The sequence below is a fragment of the Streptomyces sp. P9-A4 genome (assembly GCF_036634195.1).
In the GTDB taxonomy this organism is placed as follows: domain Bacteria; phylum Actinomycetota; class Actinomycetes; order Streptomycetales; family Streptomycetaceae; genus Streptomyces.
On the sequence record NZ_JAZIFY010000002.1, the window covers coordinates 582,607 to 598,889 of the forward strand.

Consider the following 16,283-nt stretch of genomic DNA (forward strand, 5'->3'; position numbering starts at 1 on the left):
CTCGGTTCGGCTCGGGGTGGGTGGGACGGTCGTGGTACGCGAGGTGCGCGCGGGTCACGCCTTGCGGAGCCGCCCGATGATGCCGTCGATGTCGCGCTGCATCATGTCGTGACGGATGAAGTGGCCGCCGGGCAGTTCGTACCACTCGTGCGGAATACCCGCGTTGCCGAGGAGGGAACGGAACTCCCGCTGTCCACCGAGGACATGGCTCTCGTTGGCCGTGTCGAACCAGTTGATCGGATCCGGGCTGGTGCCCGCCACGAGGAAGACGCGCTTGTTGCGGTAGCTCTCGATCCGCTGCACCGGGTTGTCGGCGCTGACCCGGGCCTCGTCCCAGAGCGGCGCGCCGTAGATCGTGCCGCCGCCGAGGTCCAGGAGCGCGGAGGAGGCGTTGGCCCAGTGGGCGACGGCGCCGTTCTCGCGGCGCAGGCTGGCGGGGCCGGAGTGGGCGCTGACCGAGGCGAAGTGGCCGTAGTACTTGGCCGCGTACTTGAGCGCGCCGAAGCCGCCCATCGAGAACCCGGAGACGGCGCGGCCGTTGTACTCGGCGTAGGTACGGAAGTTCGCCTCGACCCACGGGAGCAGCTGGGCGATGTGGAAGTGCTCCCAGTTGCGGGGGCCGACGTTGGAGCTGACGGGGTTGGAGTACCAGCCCGCGTGGCCGCCGTCGGGCATGACGACGATGATCCGCCGGCCGGCCGTCCAGGCGCGGATTCCCTCGCGGTCGAAGGTGATGAAGTCCTGGTCGGTGCCGCCGCCGTGGAAGAGGTAGAGGACCGGGTAGGTGCGACCGCTGTAGTGGTAGTCGTCCGGGAGCAGGACGTTCACACCGGGGTTCCAGCCGATGGCGTCGGTCGCGAACCGGTAGTACCGCATCCGGGGGTCGCCCTCGTTGCGGTCCACGATGCGCAGACCGAAGCCGTCACCGACCGCGGAGGCCGAGGTCGCCCCCGCGAGGACGCCTCCGGCGCCCAGCGCCATCGCGGCCGAGAGCCCGCCGGCGGACCTGAGGATGCTTCTACGGGAAGGGTTCTGCGCGGTCAACGTGACCTCCTGGTGGGGAGCGTGACGGGAGGGATCCTGACCGTTGGGAAGCTAGCGACGGGCACCCGGCGGCGGCACCCGGAACGTTCCGGAGGGACAACCGGGGTCGCGGTGGGGTAGGGGTGACGTACGGGGCGGTAAGAGTCTGGTGGGACGCCCCCGGATCCCGGGCGCCCAGGGGTCGGTGCCCGGACACCGCCCGCCCTCGACAGCCGTTAGCGGCACGTTATCGAAACGACAGTCCGATGCGGGACGCTCACGAGAAACCTGAAATGCGTCAACGCTTTCTTGGAGACCTTACGTGCGACATCACACCGCGAAGAGAACAGGGCGGCGCAGAGTTGCCGCCCTGCTCACCACTCTCATGACCATGACGGGAATCCTCACCGTTCTGGCCCCCGGATCGGCATGGGCGCTGGATGACGACACGGACAACCCGGCATACCGGTCGCTGGGGAAGACGAACAATCCCGACTGGATGAAGGGTATCGACGGAGAGACGCCGCTCGGCTGGCTGTCCGTGCCCGGCACCCACGACACGCTGTCGATCCGCGGCGGCGACAGCACGTACACGCAGCAGAACGGCGGCCCCAGCGCCGAGACGCTCGCCGCTCAGCTCCAGGCGGGCATCAGGTCCATCGACATCCGCGTGCGGGCCATCGGCGGAAGCTTCACGATCCACCACGGCTCTGTTTTCCAGGACGCGAACTTCGGCGATGTCCTCAGGGTTCTGAACGACTTCCTGTCGGCGCATCCCAAAGAGACCGTCATGATGCACATGCGGGCCGAGTGCGACAACAGCAGTAATGCCGTCCAGGACTGCAATGACGAACCGAAATCCACGACCGAAGCGCAACGCGCCGATATCTTCCGTAATTACCTCGCCACCGACCCGAACGCCAAGAGGTTCTGGGATCTCTCGGTCAACGAGAGCGGTCAGGCGGACGTTCCCAAGCTGAGTACGGTACGCGGAAAGATCGTCCTGGAGCGCGTCCGCGGTATGGGCGATCTCAGCGGCAAGTTCGGCATAAAGGGCGACAAGCTCTCCATCCAGGACGACTGGAACGTGCCGACGATTCTCCCCGGTGACATCAACGCGAAGGTCAAGAAGGTCACCGACCACCTCACCGCGGCCGACAACGACGTCGACGCCCACCGCATCTACGTGAACCACACGAGCGGCTCCAGCGCTTTCGCCTATCCCAAGGCCGTCGCGGACCGGGTGAACGAGAAGGTTCTCGGGCCGCTGGGCGAAGTGAAGAACCGCACCGGCGAGATCATGATGGACTACCCCGGGTACGCCATGATCAATACGATCATCGCCGCGAACCGGCCGTGGGACGGTTTCACCTGGCAGGTGCCCCGGCTCACGGTCATGCCGCTGGGCGATTCGATCACCCTGGGCGTGGGCAGCTCCACCCGGACCGGCTACCGGCCCGCCCTGGCGGAGAGGCTCGTCAAGCGTTCGGGCGGCACGGTCCAGTTCGTGGGTTCACTGGTCGACGCCGATGGCGTGACGCATCACGAGGGCCATTCGGGCTGGCGCATCGACGAGCTGCAGGCGAACATCGAGACCTGGCTCGCGGCGGCGAAGCCCAATCTGATCACGCTGCACATCGGCACCAACGACATGAACCGCAACTACCAGGTGGCGACCGCGCCGCAGCGGCTGGGTACGCTCATCGACCAGATCCATACGGCCTCGCCCGACACCGTGGTCGTGGTCGCGACCCTGGTGCCGGCCACCGACCCCGCGGTCCAGGCCCGGATCAACACGTACAACCAGGCGATCCCGGGGATCGTCATGGACCGGTTCCAGCGGGGCTACAAGATCCAGCAGGTCGGTATGGACTCACTGACCACCGACGACCTCAACGACAATCTGCATCCCAACAACAGCGGCTACGCCAAGATGACGAACGCGTTCATGCGCGGCATCGGTGAGGCCGCCAACAAGGGCTGGATCAAGGAGACCGTCGAGGTCAAGCCCGCGCCGCCCCGTCAGGGAGCCACCTCCGGCGACTACGACGTGGACATCAACGGCGACGGCCGGGCCGACTACCTGGTGGTGGACGACAACGGTGCCGTCCGCGCCTGGCTCAACACCGCCAATCCCACCACGGGCGCCGTCGAGTGGACCGACCAGGGCTTCATCGCCTCCGGCTCCAACGACTGGTCGGCCAACCAGGTCCGCTTCGCCGACATCGGCGGCGACGCCCGCGCCGACTACCTGGTCGTGGACCCCGTCAACGGCGCGGTCCGCGCCTTCGTCAACACCGGCGGCGACGGCCGAGGCGGCTGGCAGGACAAGGGTGTCATCGCCACCGGCTCCAGCGGGTGGACCGGCGACCAGGTCCGCTTCGCCGACGTCGGCGGCGACGCCCGGGCCGACTACCTCGTCGTCGGGCCCACCGGCGCCACCCGCGCCCTGCTCAACACCACCGACGCCACCACCGGCGTCATCAAGTGGACCGACCAGGGCGTCATCGCCTCCGGCTCCAGCGCGTGGACCGGCAGCCAGATCCGCTTCGCCGACATCGGCGGCGACGCCCGCGCCGACTACCTCGTCGTCAGCGACCAGGGTGCCACCCAGGCGTACGTCAACACCGGTGGAAACGGCCGGGGCGGCTGGTCCGACCAGGGCGTCGTCGCCACCGGCTCCTCCACCTGGCTCGCCGGCCAGATCCGCTTCGCCGACATCAACGCCGACGGCCGCGCCGACTATCTCGTCCTCGACGACAACGGCGCCATCCACGCCTTCTTCCACACCCTCAGCCCGACCGGAACCGTGAAGTGGTCCGACCAGGGAGTGATCGCCACCGGCACCGGATCCCCCGGCTTCCGCGTCCGCATCTAGCACCCGCCCCCTCCATATGACTCGCCCCGCCGGCCGCCGGCGGGGCGAGTCATACTTCCCGGACGGAGACGCGAGCCGTGGAGGCGGCACGGCGTTGGCTTGCCGATCAGGGCGTCAGGCAGGTGCCTGACGGGTGGGTGAGCGACGCGAAGCCGGAGGCGCCGCTCACGGCCAACCAGCCGCGGCCTCCGGGCGAGCTTCCACGACCTCTACGGCGACCTGGAACCGGTCGCCTCCCTGGCCCTCCTCGACCGGCTGGATCTCCCCACGGACACCCAGCACCTCGCCGAACTCCGCCAGGTGCTCGCCGCGGGGCACAGCAACCACCACCGCAGTCCCGGCGCCTGGGACGAGGCGGTTCGCTCCTGCTCCTGAACCGTGGGCCCGGCAGACCGGCGAAGGACGCCGACGATGTGGAGTCGGGCCGGGTGGACGGTCACCGTCTTCCGGAAACGGTCCGGTCGGCACCTACAGAGAAGACCGACGCCGGGACCGCGCCGGCCACCGCCACCACGGCCGCGCGCCGGTGGTCCGTCCATTCGAGGAGTCGCAGACCGTCCTGGCCCGCCTTGAGGAGGGCCTCCCTGCGGACCCACAGCCGGAGCAGTGCCGGGCCGGGGTCCCGCTGCGCGAGGGCCTCCTCGATCTCGGCCTCCGGCAGCAGTCGCCGCAGCACCCGCGGGGAGCCGGGGCGGCGCGCGGAGGGCTCGACGTCGATGCCGACCGCGCCGGGGCCGACGGCCGCCGCGACGAGCCCGTCGGCATGGCTCAGGCTGACGCCGGCCCCGGGCCGGTCGCGGAGGTAGGGGCGCCCGTGGCCGTACCGCCCGCACGACGGGCAGAGCTGGGCCAGGGCTGCCCGGTCGGGCGGCAGCCCGGTGAAGCGGGCCACGCAGAGCCGTACGAGCAGCCGCGCCGCCAGGACGTCGTCACGGCGGTCCGGCACCCGGATCCCGTCCAGCCGCCGCCGCTCCCACGGGGCGAGCAGCCCTTCGTGCAGCTCCGGGTGGGCCAGTACCTCCGGGGTGGTCGCCACCACGGCCAGGGCGGTGGGTACGTCCCCGCCGGGCGCCGGGCCGCCGGTCACGGTCGGTGGCTCACCTGACGGCGCTCAGGAAACGTTCCTGGACGCGGCCGAGGGTGCGGAAGTCGTCGATGGTGACCTCCTGGAGGTCGATCGAGCTGCCGGAGAGTTCCTCCAGGAGGTCGATGAACTCCAGGAAGTCCATCGAGTCGATGAGACGGGCCTCGATGAGGTCCTCGTCGGTGTCGATCGGACCGTCGAGGCCGGGGTTCTTCTCGTGAAGCCACGCGGCGATGCGTTCCATGGGGAGGGGTCGCTCCTTGGTTGTCGGTTCGGTACGGCGTGAGCACGGCGGCGCCGGTCCGCCACGCTCAGGGGCGGGCGTCGTGGAGTCGGCCGCGCCCTAGCCGAGCGCGTCGTCGAGCCGTTCGAGGGCCTGCTCGGGGCTGCCGTGGGTGAGGATCATGGCGTGGACCCAGCGCTCGACGCCGAAGGCGACGCAGGCGCTGTACGCCGGTCCCTCCGAGCCCGCGCGGATGTCCAGCCGCTCGCCGAAGAAGTTGCGGTGCCGGTTGACGGACGCGATGGCCGTGCCGTCGGGCGCGCAGAACTCGTGCTTGACCGGGTCGAGGGCCATCAGCCGGGCCCGGGAGCCGCCCTTGTCGTAGAACGGGTCGTCGGCCACCGCCCGCTTCAGCTCCAGACCGAGCAGGCCGGCCGCCTCCATGATGAACTCGGCGCCCTGGTCCAGGTGCGCGAGCGAGCCCTGCTTGGTGCCGAGGTACAGGACTTCGCGCATGTGGAAGCCCCACAGGCGCCGCAGTCCCTCGTAGTGGGTCTCGTTGCGGAAGCAGCGGCCCGCGGCGGAGAGCCTGAGACCTTCCTCGCCGACGTCCCGGCCCTCCAGGGAGAGCAGCAGTCCGTAGCAGGTGGCGGACGGCAGCAGATAGCCGGTGGGGAGCAGCGGCAGCTCCCCCGGCGTCTCCCCGGCGGCGAGGCCGTCGAACGCGTCGGGGGCGAACCGCCCGGCGGACACGCCGAGATGGGGGAAGTTGCGGAAGAAGTCGAGCCGGGCGAGGCCTTCCGCGGACAGCAGCGGCGGCCCGACGACCTCGGGCGCGGACAGCCGGGCGGCCAGTCCGGTGAGCAGGTCGTCCAGACCGTGCAGCAGGGCGGTACGGACCGGATCCAGCGTGATCAGACCGGGACCGGGGCTCTTCAGGCCACCGTCCGGCAGGACCGTGGTACCGGGTGTGCTCATGGAAAACCGCTCCCTTTGAGGGTGGGCGAACAGTCAGGGGCGTCGGCCGGACGGGCGGAACGAATTCGCCGCGGGGGCACCGGGGTGCCACGTACGCGCTGCCAGGCGTCCGCGGGTCAGTGCGAACGTGCGGTCGTGTGGTCGCCGTTGACCGCGTGGCGCAGCGAGGAGTCCGGCTGGATCCCCGTCACGGGCCGGACCACGCAAGGGGACACTAGGCGAGCCCCTCGCTTGTTGTCTAGACCAAAGCCGCCGGGCCGGAGACCGCACCCCCCGCAGGCGTCTGATCTCGGCCAAAGCCCCGGTCCGACCCAACTCCGCATATCGAGATGACACTTGACAGCAGCTATGGTCTACACCAATTCTGCTGAATGACGTGGCCGACGCGCGTGCACCGCGGCACAGCCGTCCGTCCGTCCCGCCTGCCGTCCGCACCCCGGCCGCCGTCCACCGATCGCCGTCCCTACCGTCCGCCACCGGCCCCGCGCCGAGGGTCGCCGCGTGCTGCTCCGGGCGCCCGTACCCGACGAGCCGAACCCGCCTCCCCCGACTCCCGCTTTGGAGGGACCACATGATGACGACACCCGCTCCTCACCGCCCCCGCCGCCCCCATCTCCACCGGGCGGCCACGGAGCGGCCCTACTTCAGCGCGGACGGCGAGTCCTACCTCGCGCAGACGACGCTCCGCGAGCTGAAGAAGTCCCGGCCCCTGCGGGTCCTCTCCGAGGAGGACTTCGCCCACTGGCAGACGTACGGCTACGTCATCGTCCGGCAGGCGATCCCGGCGGAGGCCGCGAAGCGACTCCTCGACTTCACCTGGGAGTTCCAGGGCCTCGACCCGGACCGGCCGGACAGCTGGTACGAGGACCGTCCCTTCCGTTCCGAGCTGGACCAGCAACTGCACGTCTACGGCTTCGTGGAGGCGTACCACCACCAGCTGCTGTGGGACAACCGCCAGGCCCAGCGGGTCTACGACGCCTTCGTGGACGTCTGGGACTGCGAGGAGCTGTGGGTCACCCAGGACCGGCTCAACCTCAACCCGCCCAACACCGGGAACCGCGACCGCGCCCTGATCGAACCCACCGACCGGGGCTTCGACATCGACCTCCACTGGGACATCGACACCACGCTCGGCGTACCGCCGCAGCGGGTCCAGGGGATCATCGCGCTCAACGAGACCCGGCCGGAGTCGGGCGGCTTCCAGTGCGACCCGGAGCTGTTCCGGCGGTTCGAGGAGTGGAAGACCGCCCAGCCGGCCGACCGCGACCCGCTCCGCCCGGACGTCGACCGGACGGAGTACCCCGTCGTACGTCCCGATCTCCACCCCGGCGACCTGCTGATCTGGAACGGCCTCCTCGCCCACGGCGTGGCCCGCAACGTCTCCCGCGACCAGGTGCGCGCGGTCCAGTACCTCTCGATGATGCCGGCCCTGGAGGAGCACGAGCGGCTCAGGCGCTCCCGCGTCGACTCCTGGCGGCACCTGCGCACCCCGCGCTGGAACCGGACGCTGGTCGGCGACCCGGTGCTCCACGAGTCCAAGCGGTACCCGACGGCCACCCTGAACGAACTCGGCAGCCGACTCCTCGGACTGACCTCGTGGAAGGACACGGGCGAGACCGAGGCCAAGGGAACCGGCGTCGCGGCGGAATCGGGCAGCACGGCGGTCGCGAGCGGCGGGGACGCGGCGGGCGGCACCGCCGTCGTGGCCGGTCAGGGCGGGGAGCCGTCGTGCGCCGTGTCTGTCTGACCCTCCCCACCAACCGGGAATGCGCCGCGACCATCCGTGCCGTGGCCGAGGAGGCCGCCTACGGCGCCCGCCACTTCGGCGTCGAGGTGCGGCTGCTGATCCTGGACTCCTCCGACCCCGCCGTGCTCGCCGGACACCGCGCCGTGGTCGCCGCGCTGCCTCCGGTGCCCGGCGTGGTCACCCACCATCTCGACGAGGCCGAACAGCGTGGCTTCCTGCGGGAGGTGACCGCCGCTTCCGGCGTCGCGGAGCCGGACCGGGTGCTGGACCTCATGCTGCCGTCCGGCGTCTCGTACGGTGCCTGCACCAACCGTGCCTTCCTCATCGCGGAGGCCCTCGGCTGTGTGTCGGTGCACCGCCGGGACTCGGACAGCCGCTACCAGTCCCTGGACGGCGAGCCGGTCTTCCCCTTCCACCACGAACTGGCCGGGTTGGGACGGCGGGCCGCCGACCTCGCCGGGCAGGTGACCCGGAGCAGACTCGACCCGGCCTGCGCCGACCGGCCGGTGGCCATGGTCGGCGGCTCCTTCGTCGGTGAGATGTCCGTGGACGTCGCGGAGATCGAACAGCTCGACCCCGCCGTGTACGAGGAGGTCGTCGGCCTCTCGATCCCCGCCGGCTATCCGGAGATCTGGCGCAGGAACCTGATCGCGGAGTCCTTCCGGGGCGCCGGCGCCACCGCGTTCACGGGTGACCGCACCACCCTCACGGGCGTCAACCCGATGCGCGTGGACATGTGCAACATCGCCCTCGACCGCGAGGTGTACGCCCGGGTGCCGCTGCCGCCCGCCACCGACACCATCGGCAGCGACTACTTCCTCATCCATCTGGTCCACGACGCCCGGCTGCCCGGCATCCTGCACAACAGGCACATCGTCAATTTCCATACAGGAGAGCGGCGTTCCGATTCGGGCTTCCTCGCCTACCACGTGCGCCTCGCCAAGTACCTGCTTGCCGCACCGCACTTCAACGCCGTGTACGCCGACATGAAGGAAGCCGGTGGCGCGCTGCTCGACGACGAGGGACACGTCCGCCCCTCCGCCGTCGCCGGATTCGTCCGGGACAGCACTCGGCTCGACCGGGCGGAGAACGCCGAACGGCTCGACGTCGTCGACCGCTCCTACCGGAAGCTGGGCGGACGGTACGCCACCGCCGCCGACGTCCTCGGCGCCCGCCGCGAGCGACTTCTCGACGAAGCCGGGCAGGACATGACGGAGTTCGCCCGGCTGATCGACCACTGGGAGGCCCTGACCCGGGCCGCCCGGTCCCACCACTCCGGCTCCGCCGAACCCGGAGCGTTCCACGAGCCCGTGAAAGGCATCGCATGAGTGAGCGAGCACCCTCGCTCCCGAGGACCACCCACACCCTCACCGTCCGGTACTCGGGCGGCGAGGAGCGCCGGGGCCCCGTCACCATGGGGCAGGCCAACATGATCCGCTGCATGCTGCGGGACGAGCCCGCGCACATCAACATCCACGACGTGTGGCCGGTCCCCGAGGGGACCCGTACCGAAGCGGCGATCGACGCCCTCCGCGCGCTGGTGGTACGCCACGAGGCGCTGCGCACGACCTTCCCGCACGCGCCGGGCAGCGCGCCGGGCGAACAAGTGGTGGCGCCGGAAGGGGAGTTCACGGTCACAGTCGTGAACCACGGCCACGGCGACTCCACCGGCGAACCCGCGTCGCACGCCGAGTACGCCGAGTACGCCGAGTACGCCGAGTCACTGGCCCGCCAGGCCCGCGTCCACCGGTTCCGTCTGGACCGGGACTTCGCCCTCCGCGTCTCCCTGATCACCTTCGACGGCGCGCCCGTCTTCGTCGCCCTGGCGGCGAGCCACGCCCTGACGGACGTCAGCGCCCTCTCCGTGCTCAAGGAGGAGTGGCTGAGCCTCCTCGCGGGCGAGGAGCTTCCCCCGCTGACCTCCCTCGCCCCGCTCGACCTGGCCGCCGAGGAGGCGACCCCGGCCGGGGTCCGCAGGTCCGAGGCCTCCCTGCGGCACTGGGAGCGGATCATCCGTACCGGCCCCCAGGCGATGTTCGCCGAGCCGGGCGCCGAAGGGACCGAGACGCGGGTGCCACGGCTCACCCTGCGGTCGCGGCGCGCGGCGCGGGCCCTGGCGCTCGCGGCCGAGCGGACCGGCGGCCTGCCGTCCACCGTCCTGCTGACCGCGTGGTGCGCCCTGGTCGCGCACCGGGCGGGCCAGAGCGCCTGCGTGGCCGCCGTACCGACGTCCAACCGCTACCACCCGCGCCTCGCCCGCTCGGTGAACACGGTGTCCCAGGACGCGCTGCTCTCCCTGGACCTGCGGGTCGAGTCCTTCGACGCGCTGCTGCGCAAGGCGTGGGGAGCGGCGCTCAACGCTTACCGGCACAGCCAGTTCGACGCGCTCGGCCTGTGGGAGATGATCGACAGGACCACCTTCGAGCGCGGCAGCCGGTTCGCGCGCGATGTCGTCTTCAACGACGTCAGCACGCTGCCGTCGACCGTCGCGGACGCCACCGGCGCCCCCGCCTCCGCCTCCGCCTCCGCCTCCGCCTCCGACACCGAAGCCGACGCCGACGCCGACGGGCCGGAGCTGGAGCTGAGTTGGGGCCCGGATCAGGTGCTCCCGACCCGCGTCCTCACCTTCGTGTACGAGACCGACCCTGTCGTCCACCTCGCCACTTGGGCCGATCCCGCGCTGTTCCGCCGGGACGAGGCGGAGGACTTCCTCGCCGGGCTCGTACGGCTCCTGGAGGCGACCGCCACCGCCGACGTACCGCTGACGTCGCTCACGGACGTGACGGGGGTACGGCCGGCCCGGCGCGGGCCCGAATGGTGCCGGGTGGACGGCTCCTGGGTCTCGCCTCCCCTGGTGGCGGAGACCCTGGGCAAGGCCCTGCAGGGCCTGCCCGTCCATGTCGTCGCGGACGCTCCGGACGGGGAAGGGAACACACCGGCCCTGACGGCCTTCGTCGCCGCCGGGGACTCCCCCCTCACCCCGGCCGAGGCGCACACCGTGCTCATGGACGCCCTCCCCGGGCATCCGGGCGTACTGGCCCCGCACCGGTACGTGATCGTCCAGGACCCGCCGGCCGAGGCGGGCCGGAGCAGCGCGTGGCTCCGTCAGCAGATTCTCGTGGAAGGAACCGGCCGGGACCGGGATGTCACATGACCATCGATGGGGTAACCGCCGAGCGGGAGCAGAGCTCTCTTCCCAGCCCGTGGCGGTCGAGCCGCTTCCGGCTGTTCTTCACGGCCCGCAGCACCTCGCTGCTCGCCGACGGCATGCTGATGGTGTCGCTCACCACCGCCGTCCTCGGGGCGGGATACGGGGCGGCGGGCGTGGGGTACGCGCTGGCCGCGTGGATGGCGCCGATCGTGCTGCTCGTCCTCTTCGGGGGCGTGCTCGCCGACCGGTTCACCCCGCAGGTGATGATGGTCGGCGCCGATGTGGTGCGCATGGTCGCCATGCTGGCGCTCGCGGTGCTGCTGATCGGCACGGAGGTACGGCTCTGGCACATCATGGCGCTGCTCGCGCTCAGCGGGGCCGCGACCGCCATGTTCCAGCCGGGTCTGGCGAGCCTCGTCCCGCAGGTCGCCGAGGACATCCAGCGGGCCAACGCGCTGCTGCGGATCTCGGAGGCGATCTGCACACTGCTCGGTCCCGGTGTGGCCGGACTCCTGGTGGCCTACTGGGACGTCGCCGGATCCTTCGTGGTCATCGCGGCGGCGTACGCGCTCTCCGCGCTCGGCCTGGCGCCACTGCGGAAGCTCGGCACCGTCCGTGACGAGAGCGACGACCCGATCTGGCAGCGGCTCGCCACCGGCTGGCACGAGTTCCGGTCCCGTTCCTGGCTGTGGGGGGTCATCGCCGTCTGGGCGGTGTACGGCCTGTTCGTCTTCGGCCCGGCGCTGCCGCTGGGCGCGGCGCTGCTCACCGAGCAGCACGGGGCGAGCGGGTACGGGTGGATCGCCTCCGCCGACGGGGCGGGCACGATCGTCGGCGGCCTGCTCGGCATGCGGGTCCGCCCGCGCCGCCCGCTCGTCGCGGGGGCCTGTGCCATGTTCTTCTTCTCCCTCAACCCCCTGGCGCCCGCGCTGGGCTGGTCCTTCACGGTCACGGCGGTGACGGGGGTGGTGGCCGGCTGCGGCTTCGCCTTCTGGGGGGTGATGTGGGCGACGAGCGTGCAGTCCCACATCCCGCTGGCGGTGCTCAGCCGCGTGTCCGCGTACGACGTCGCGGGCTCGATCATGGTCATCCCCCTGGGCCGGGCACTGGCGGGCCCTGCGGCGGACTCCTTCGGCGCGGACCGGGTGCTGCTGTTCTCCTCGGTCATGGGCGTCGTGTGCATCCTGGTGATGCTCTCGATACCGGCGATCCGATCCTTGGGCCGAGCGCCGAAGGAACGAACGGGGGCGGACGGTCACGCCGGGAGCCCGGCGGGGGCCGGCTGACCGATACGGAAGGGCGGGGAGCGCGCGTCAGTCCGTACGCTCCCCCGGAGGCCGCTCACGCAGAAACCGTGCGGCCTCCTCGGGCGAGCGAGGGGGTGTCGACCCCGGCGAGCAGCGCGTCCAGACCCGCCTGGATGAGCCGGTCGGACCCGACGTGCCGCCCGAACGCTCTCTGGCGCCCGCGGTGGCTGAGCTGCTGGATCGCTTCGCCGTGGGTCATGGCGGGTCTTTCTCGTCGGTGGCCGGAAAGGCACCCTTCCACAGCGTCGAGGCCGCCACCACCGCGTTCCCGGCCCGGCCCCTCGTCGGGGCCGTGTGGTTGGCTGCTGTGCCGGAGGTGGACATGGGCGTGGGCGGGGAGCGTGAGGCGGCCGAAGGGGGCCGGGTGCCGGGGGCCGGGGTGGCGCCGCCCCTCGATGCCGAGGTCGGGCGCGTACGGGAGGGTGACCGGCGAGGGGCTCGTCAGTCGATCACCCCCGGCAATCTCGCCATGACGCAGGCGCGGGACGCCTCCGGGCGGCCTCGGCCCGGTGTCGAGGAGCTGCGCGACGGCGGTCGTTTCGACGTGGCCGAGCTACGGGTCCCCGGGCCGCCCGGCGCGCCCGAGGTCACTCTGGTGAGCGCCCGGCCGACGGGCCTCGCCGGGCCCCTGCCGCTGCTGTACTACCTGCACGGCGGCGCCATGATCATGGGCAACGCCTGGTCCGTGCTGCCGACGGTCCTCCGCGAGTGGGCCCACCCCCTGGGCCTCGCCGTCGTCTCCGTCGAGTACCGGCTCGCGCCCCACGTGCGCTACCCGGCGCCGCTGGAGGACTGCTACGCCGGGCTCGTCGGGGCCCTCGGTCACGCCGACCGGCTGGGCGTCGACCCGGAGCGGGTCGTCCTCGGCGGGAAGAGCGCCGGCGGTGGGCTGGCCGCCGCCCTCGCCCTGCTGGCCAGGGACCGGGGTGGCCCCGTACCGCTGGGGCAGCTGCTCCTGAGCCCGATGCTCGACGACCGGGGCACCTTCTCCAGCCACCAGATGTCGGGCCTCGACACCTGGGACCTCACCTCCCACACGACCGCCTGGCAGGCGCTGCTCGGTGACCGCCACGGGGCCGCCGACCTGCCGCCGTACGCCGCCCCCGCCCGTGCCACTGACCTGTCCGGACTGCCCCCGGCGTACGTGGAGGCCGGTTCGGCGGAGATGTTCCGGGACGAGGCCGTGGCGTACGCGAACGCGATCTGGCGGGCGGGCGGCGAGGCCGAACTGCATGTGTGGTCCGGCGCCTGCCACGGCTTCGACAGCCTGGCCCCGCACGCCGCCGTCACCGGCGACGCGCGCGGGGCCCGCACCCGCTGGCTCCGCCGCCTCCTCGCCCGGCCCGGTACGGGGGGTATGCCCGCCGGATGACGGGCGGCCGTCCGGCATACCCGGGGCGTTTCCCGGGAACAGGCGGAGAAGAGCCCCGGGCGCCATGACCGAGACCACCACGGCGACGGCATGACCCGGCGGCCGGACCGCTCGACGGGAGGCCGCCATGCACGACCCCAAGCTCACCCGCCAGGAACGGAAGATCCTCGAAGGCATCGAACAGGAGCTGCGGAGCGACGAGGCACTCGACCTGCGTGGCCTCGTCGACGACCGCCCTCGTCGGGGCCGCTCGTGGAGCGCGGCGCTCGGACGTCACCTCGGCCTGTGTACGGCCGGACTCGGCGCGATATCCGTACTGATGTTCGTCATCGCCTCGGCGTCCGCGTCCCCCGCACCGCTGTGGCTGTTCGCGGCGGTCTGGATGGTGACTGGCGTGTGCCTGATGCGCCTCCTGCTGGTCAGGGCGGGACGCTGGGCCGCGAGAAGGCAGCACTGAACGGCCTGCGACGATCACGCGCCCCGGCCGGGCGGTCACCCTCTTTCCCACATGCGCGGATCCGCCCCTGTGGACCGGCTACCCGGCGCCGACGGACGTACGCCTGGCATGATCCGCGCGCGTCGGGGCAGTAGCGCACCGAAGGGTGATGACTCGCCGTGAAGGACTTCGAACTGCTGGACCTCTCCCTGCACACCGAGGAGCACGGCCGCCTGGAGGTCCCCCTCCCGGATGCCGGTGGCCCCGGGGCTCCCCGGGCGGCGCAGCCCGTCGCGCTGCCGGAGGGCGCGGTGCTGAGCATCGGCCTCGTGTTCCGGCTGGGCCGGGAGATCGACGGGGTGACCTTCGAGGACACCCACCTCCGGGACGGGAGGGTGATCGCGGCCCGGACGACGGTGCTCGGCGGCTTCCGCGCCGGCGGCCCGTACGAGGTACGGCTGCCCCCGGAACGGCTTCCGGTGGGCCGGGCCCACTGCGGCGTCCACGAGATGACCGGCCGCTTCACCGACGCCGAGGGGCACGAGCTGGCCGTGGAGCACCACCGCCTCCGCATCGTGCACCAGCCGGCCGCGCACAAACGCTGGACCCCGGCCCCGGCGGCCCCGTCCGCGCCCCTGTGACCAGACGAGAGGAACCGATCATGCGCAAGAGCTCGGTGCAGAAGGGCAAGGGCAAGGTGAAGGAGACCGTCGGCAAGGTGATCGGCGACACGCGGCTGGAGAGGGAGGGCAAGACCGACCAGATGGCGGGCAGGGCGCGCGAGGCGATGGAGAAGGTGCACGAGAGCGCGCTGAAGGCCCGCGACGAGCTCAAGCGGCGGACCTCCCGCGACGAGCACAGGCGGCGGAGCTCCTAGTCCGTGTCCGGAAGGTCCCGCCTGGTCACCTAGCGATCCGGGTGCCACGCCGCCGGGACGGTGCCCGCCGGAAGGTCCGGGGTGCGCGCCTGCTCCCGTACCGCCCGGGGCGAGAGGCCGAACTCGGCCCGGAACACCCGGCTGAAGTGGCTGGCCTCGCCGAAGCCCCAGCGCGCCGCGAGGGCGTACGCGGGCAGGTGGGCGAGGGCCGGATCGACGAGGTCCCGGCGGATCCGCTCCAGCCGCCGCTGCCGTACGTGGTCCCCTACGGTCACGCCCGACTCCCGGAACAGGACATGCAGCTGCCGGACCGAGATGTGGTGCGCCGCCGCGACCGCGCCCGGTGACAGATCCTCGGCGAGGCGGTCGTCGATGTACGCGAGGATCCGCTCCAGGGTCCTCGTCGCCCCGCCCGGCCCCCCCGCCGTCGCCGTCCCGGCGGCGGCCGTCTCGCGCAGCAGTGTGCGCAGGATCCCCGAGACGTGCTCGCCCATCTCACGGCTGGCGAGTGGACCGAATCCCCGGTCGCGGGAGGCCAGTTCGCCGATCACCGCCGCCAGGACCCGGCCGCTCGGCGACCGGGGCAGTTCGGCGTTGGCGGTGAGGGCGCGGGGGGTCGAGAGGTCGGCGGCGCTCAGCAGTCCGGCCGTACCGGGGTCGAGGGAGAGCACGAAGTACCGATGGGCGGCGTCGAGCTCCAGCTGGAAGGGGCGCGCGCCCGTGTAGAGGACGAACTCGCCCGGGGCGAGGTTCGCCCGCCGCCCGTCCTGTTCGAGTGCCCCGCGCCCCGACACGAGGAATCCGAGGAGGTGGCCGGACCGGGGGGCGGCCGGGGAGGGCCGGGGCATGACCCGTACGCGCTGCTCGCCGCTGATGTGGCAGCCGCTCAGCGCGCCGAAGCGGCAGGGCCGCAGCTCGGCTGTGTAACCCTCCCGGCTTCCGCCTCCGATTCCGTTCCCGTCCCTGCTTTCCCGGTCACCACCGGAGCGACCGGACCCGCCGGAACCAGCAGCACCACCGGAGCCATCTGACCCACCTGCCCCACCGGCCCGGACCAGAACCGTGTCGAAGGCGCCCGCGCGGTCCTCCGACGTGGTGTCGAGGTACCCGAACACCAAGGTCCCGTCGTCCCGTCGTTCCAGCGGCATGCCGCATCACCCTCCGCTCCGTGCCAGGTCCACGCGCTACGGGCACAGAAGTCTGCGCT

The 16,283-nt window shown here is 71.9% G+C and carries 16 protein-coding genes; 9 read left to right on the forward strand and 7 right to left on the reverse strand.

Annotated elements, in window-relative coordinates:
* Window positions 1-54 precede the first annotated feature (54 nt).
* Entirely contained in the window at window positions 55-981 is a 927-nt protein-coding gene (locus tag V4Y03_RS33275; RefSeq protein ID WP_442809837.1) for an alpha/beta hydrolase, read from the reverse strand.
* A 433-nt stretch (window positions 982-1,414) separates the two neighbouring features.
* Between V4Y03_RS33275 and V4Y03_RS33280 the strand changes: the two genes are divergently transcribed.
* Entirely contained in the window at window positions 1,415-3,901 is a 2,487-nt protein-coding gene (locus V4Y03_RS33280; RefSeq protein WP_332437672.1) for a phosphatidylinositol-specific phospholipase C domain-containing protein, read from the forward strand.
* A gap of 165 nt (window positions 3,902-4,066) precedes the next feature.
* Here V4Y03_RS33280 and V4Y03_RS33285 read toward each other — a convergent pair whose 3' ends face one another.
* From V4Y03_RS33285 to V4Y03_RS33300, 4 genes are all read right to left on the reverse strand, one after another.
* Window positions 4,067-4,228 (reverse strand): hypothetical protein, encoded by a 162-nt coding sequence (locus tag V4Y03_RS33285; protein WP_332437673.1) that lies wholly within the window; start codon window positions 4,226-4,228, stop codon window positions 4,067-4,069.
* Between the two features lie 109 nt (window positions 4,229-4,337).
* Window positions 4,338-4,988, reverse strand: a complete 651-nt coding sequence (locus V4Y03_RS33290) for a 4'-phosphopantetheinyl transferase family protein (protein WP_332437674.1) — start codon at window positions 4,986-4,988, stop codon at window positions 4,338-4,340.
* Window positions 4,989-4,998: 10 nt separating this feature from the next.
* Window positions 4,999-5,229 carry an acyl carrier protein gene (locus tag V4Y03_RS33295; RefSeq protein WP_317875852.1) on the reverse strand — a complete coding sequence of 77 codons (231 nt, stop codon included), beginning with the start codon at window positions 5,227-5,229 and terminating at the stop codon, window positions 4,999-5,001.
* Window positions 5,230-5,328: 99 nt separating this feature from the next.
* Window positions 5,329-6,186 (reverse strand): hypothetical protein, encoded by an 858-nt coding sequence (locus V4Y03_RS33300; RefSeq protein WP_332437675.1) that lies wholly within the window; start codon window positions 6,184-6,186, stop codon window positions 5,329-5,331.
* Window positions 6,187-6,760: 574 nt separating this feature from the next.
* Here V4Y03_RS33300 and V4Y03_RS33305 point away from each other — a divergent pair.
* From V4Y03_RS33305 to V4Y03_RS33320, 4 genes are read left to right on the forward strand one after another with little or no spacing between them, the layout of a single operon-like run.
* Complete coding sequence (locus tag V4Y03_RS33305) at window positions 6,761-7,933, forward strand: phytanoyl-CoA dioxygenase family protein (RefSeq protein ID WP_332437782.1); 1,173 nt, start codon at window positions 6,761-6,763, stop codon at window positions 7,931-7,933.
* Window positions 7,915-9,261 (forward strand): DUF6271 family protein, encoded by a 1,347-nt coding sequence (locus tag V4Y03_RS33310; RefSeq protein WP_332437676.1) that lies wholly within the window; start codon window positions 7,915-7,917, stop codon window positions 9,259-9,261. The genes V4Y03_RS33305 and V4Y03_RS33310 overlap by 19 nt, the downstream gene beginning before the upstream one ends.
* Window positions 9,258-11,087 (forward strand): condensation domain-containing protein, encoded by a 1,830-nt coding sequence (locus V4Y03_RS33315; protein WP_332437677.1) that lies wholly within the window; start codon window positions 9,258-9,260, stop codon window positions 11,085-11,087. The genes V4Y03_RS33310 and V4Y03_RS33315 overlap by 4 nt, the downstream gene beginning before the upstream one ends.
* The gene (locus tag V4Y03_RS33320; RefSeq protein WP_332437678.1) at window positions 11,084-12,370 is read left to right on the forward strand and encodes an MFS transporter; all 1,287 of its coding nucleotides are present in this window, start codon (window positions 11,084-11,086) and stop codon (window positions 12,368-12,370) included. Before V4Y03_RS33315 ends, V4Y03_RS33320 begins: the two co-directional genes overlap by 4 nt.
* 55 nt (window positions 12,371-12,425) lie before the next feature.
* On the opposite strand, the gene V4Y03_RS33325 is transcribed toward V4Y03_RS33320, so the two are convergent.
* Window positions 12,426-12,590 (reverse strand): hypothetical protein, encoded by a 165-nt coding sequence (locus V4Y03_RS33325; protein ID WP_332437679.1) that lies wholly within the window; start codon window positions 12,588-12,590, stop codon window positions 12,426-12,428.
* A gap of 18 nt (window positions 12,591-12,608) precedes the next feature.
* On the opposite strand from V4Y03_RS33325, the gene V4Y03_RS33330 reads away from it, so the two are divergent.
* The 4 genes from V4Y03_RS33330 to V4Y03_RS33345 all read left to right on the forward strand — a co-directional run bounded on the left by V4Y03_RS33330 (window position 12,609) and on the right by V4Y03_RS33345 (window position 15,076).
* Window positions 12,609-13,763 (forward strand): alpha/beta hydrolase, encoded by a 1,155-nt coding sequence (locus V4Y03_RS33330; RefSeq protein WP_443079912.1) that lies wholly within the window; start codon window positions 12,609-12,611, stop codon window positions 13,761-13,763.
* 127 nt (window positions 13,764-13,890) lie between these two features.
* Window positions 13,891-14,220 (forward strand): hypothetical protein, encoded by a 330-nt coding sequence (locus V4Y03_RS33335; protein WP_332437681.1) that lies wholly within the window; start codon window positions 13,891-13,893, stop codon window positions 14,218-14,220.
* 158 nt (window positions 14,221-14,378) lie between these two features.
* Window positions 14,379-14,840 carry a hypothetical protein gene (locus V4Y03_RS33340; RefSeq protein ID WP_332437682.1) on the forward strand — a complete coding sequence of 154 codons (462 nt, stop codon included), beginning with the start codon at window positions 14,379-14,381 and terminating at the stop codon, window positions 14,838-14,840.
* 20 nt (window positions 14,841-14,860) lie between these two features.
* Window positions 14,861-15,076 (forward strand): CsbD family protein, encoded by a 216-nt coding sequence (locus tag V4Y03_RS33345; protein WP_317875859.1) that lies wholly within the window; start codon window positions 14,861-14,863, stop codon window positions 15,074-15,076.
* Between the two features lie 29 nt (window positions 15,077-15,105).
* Here V4Y03_RS33345 and V4Y03_RS33350 read toward each other — a convergent pair whose 3' ends face one another.
* The gene (locus V4Y03_RS33350; protein ID WP_332437683.1) at window positions 15,106-16,224 is read right to left on the reverse strand and encodes a helix-turn-helix domain-containing protein; all 1,119 of its coding nucleotides are present in this window, start codon (window positions 16,222-16,224) and stop codon (window positions 15,106-15,108) included.
* Between the last annotated feature and the right edge of the window lie 59 nt (window positions 16,225-16,283).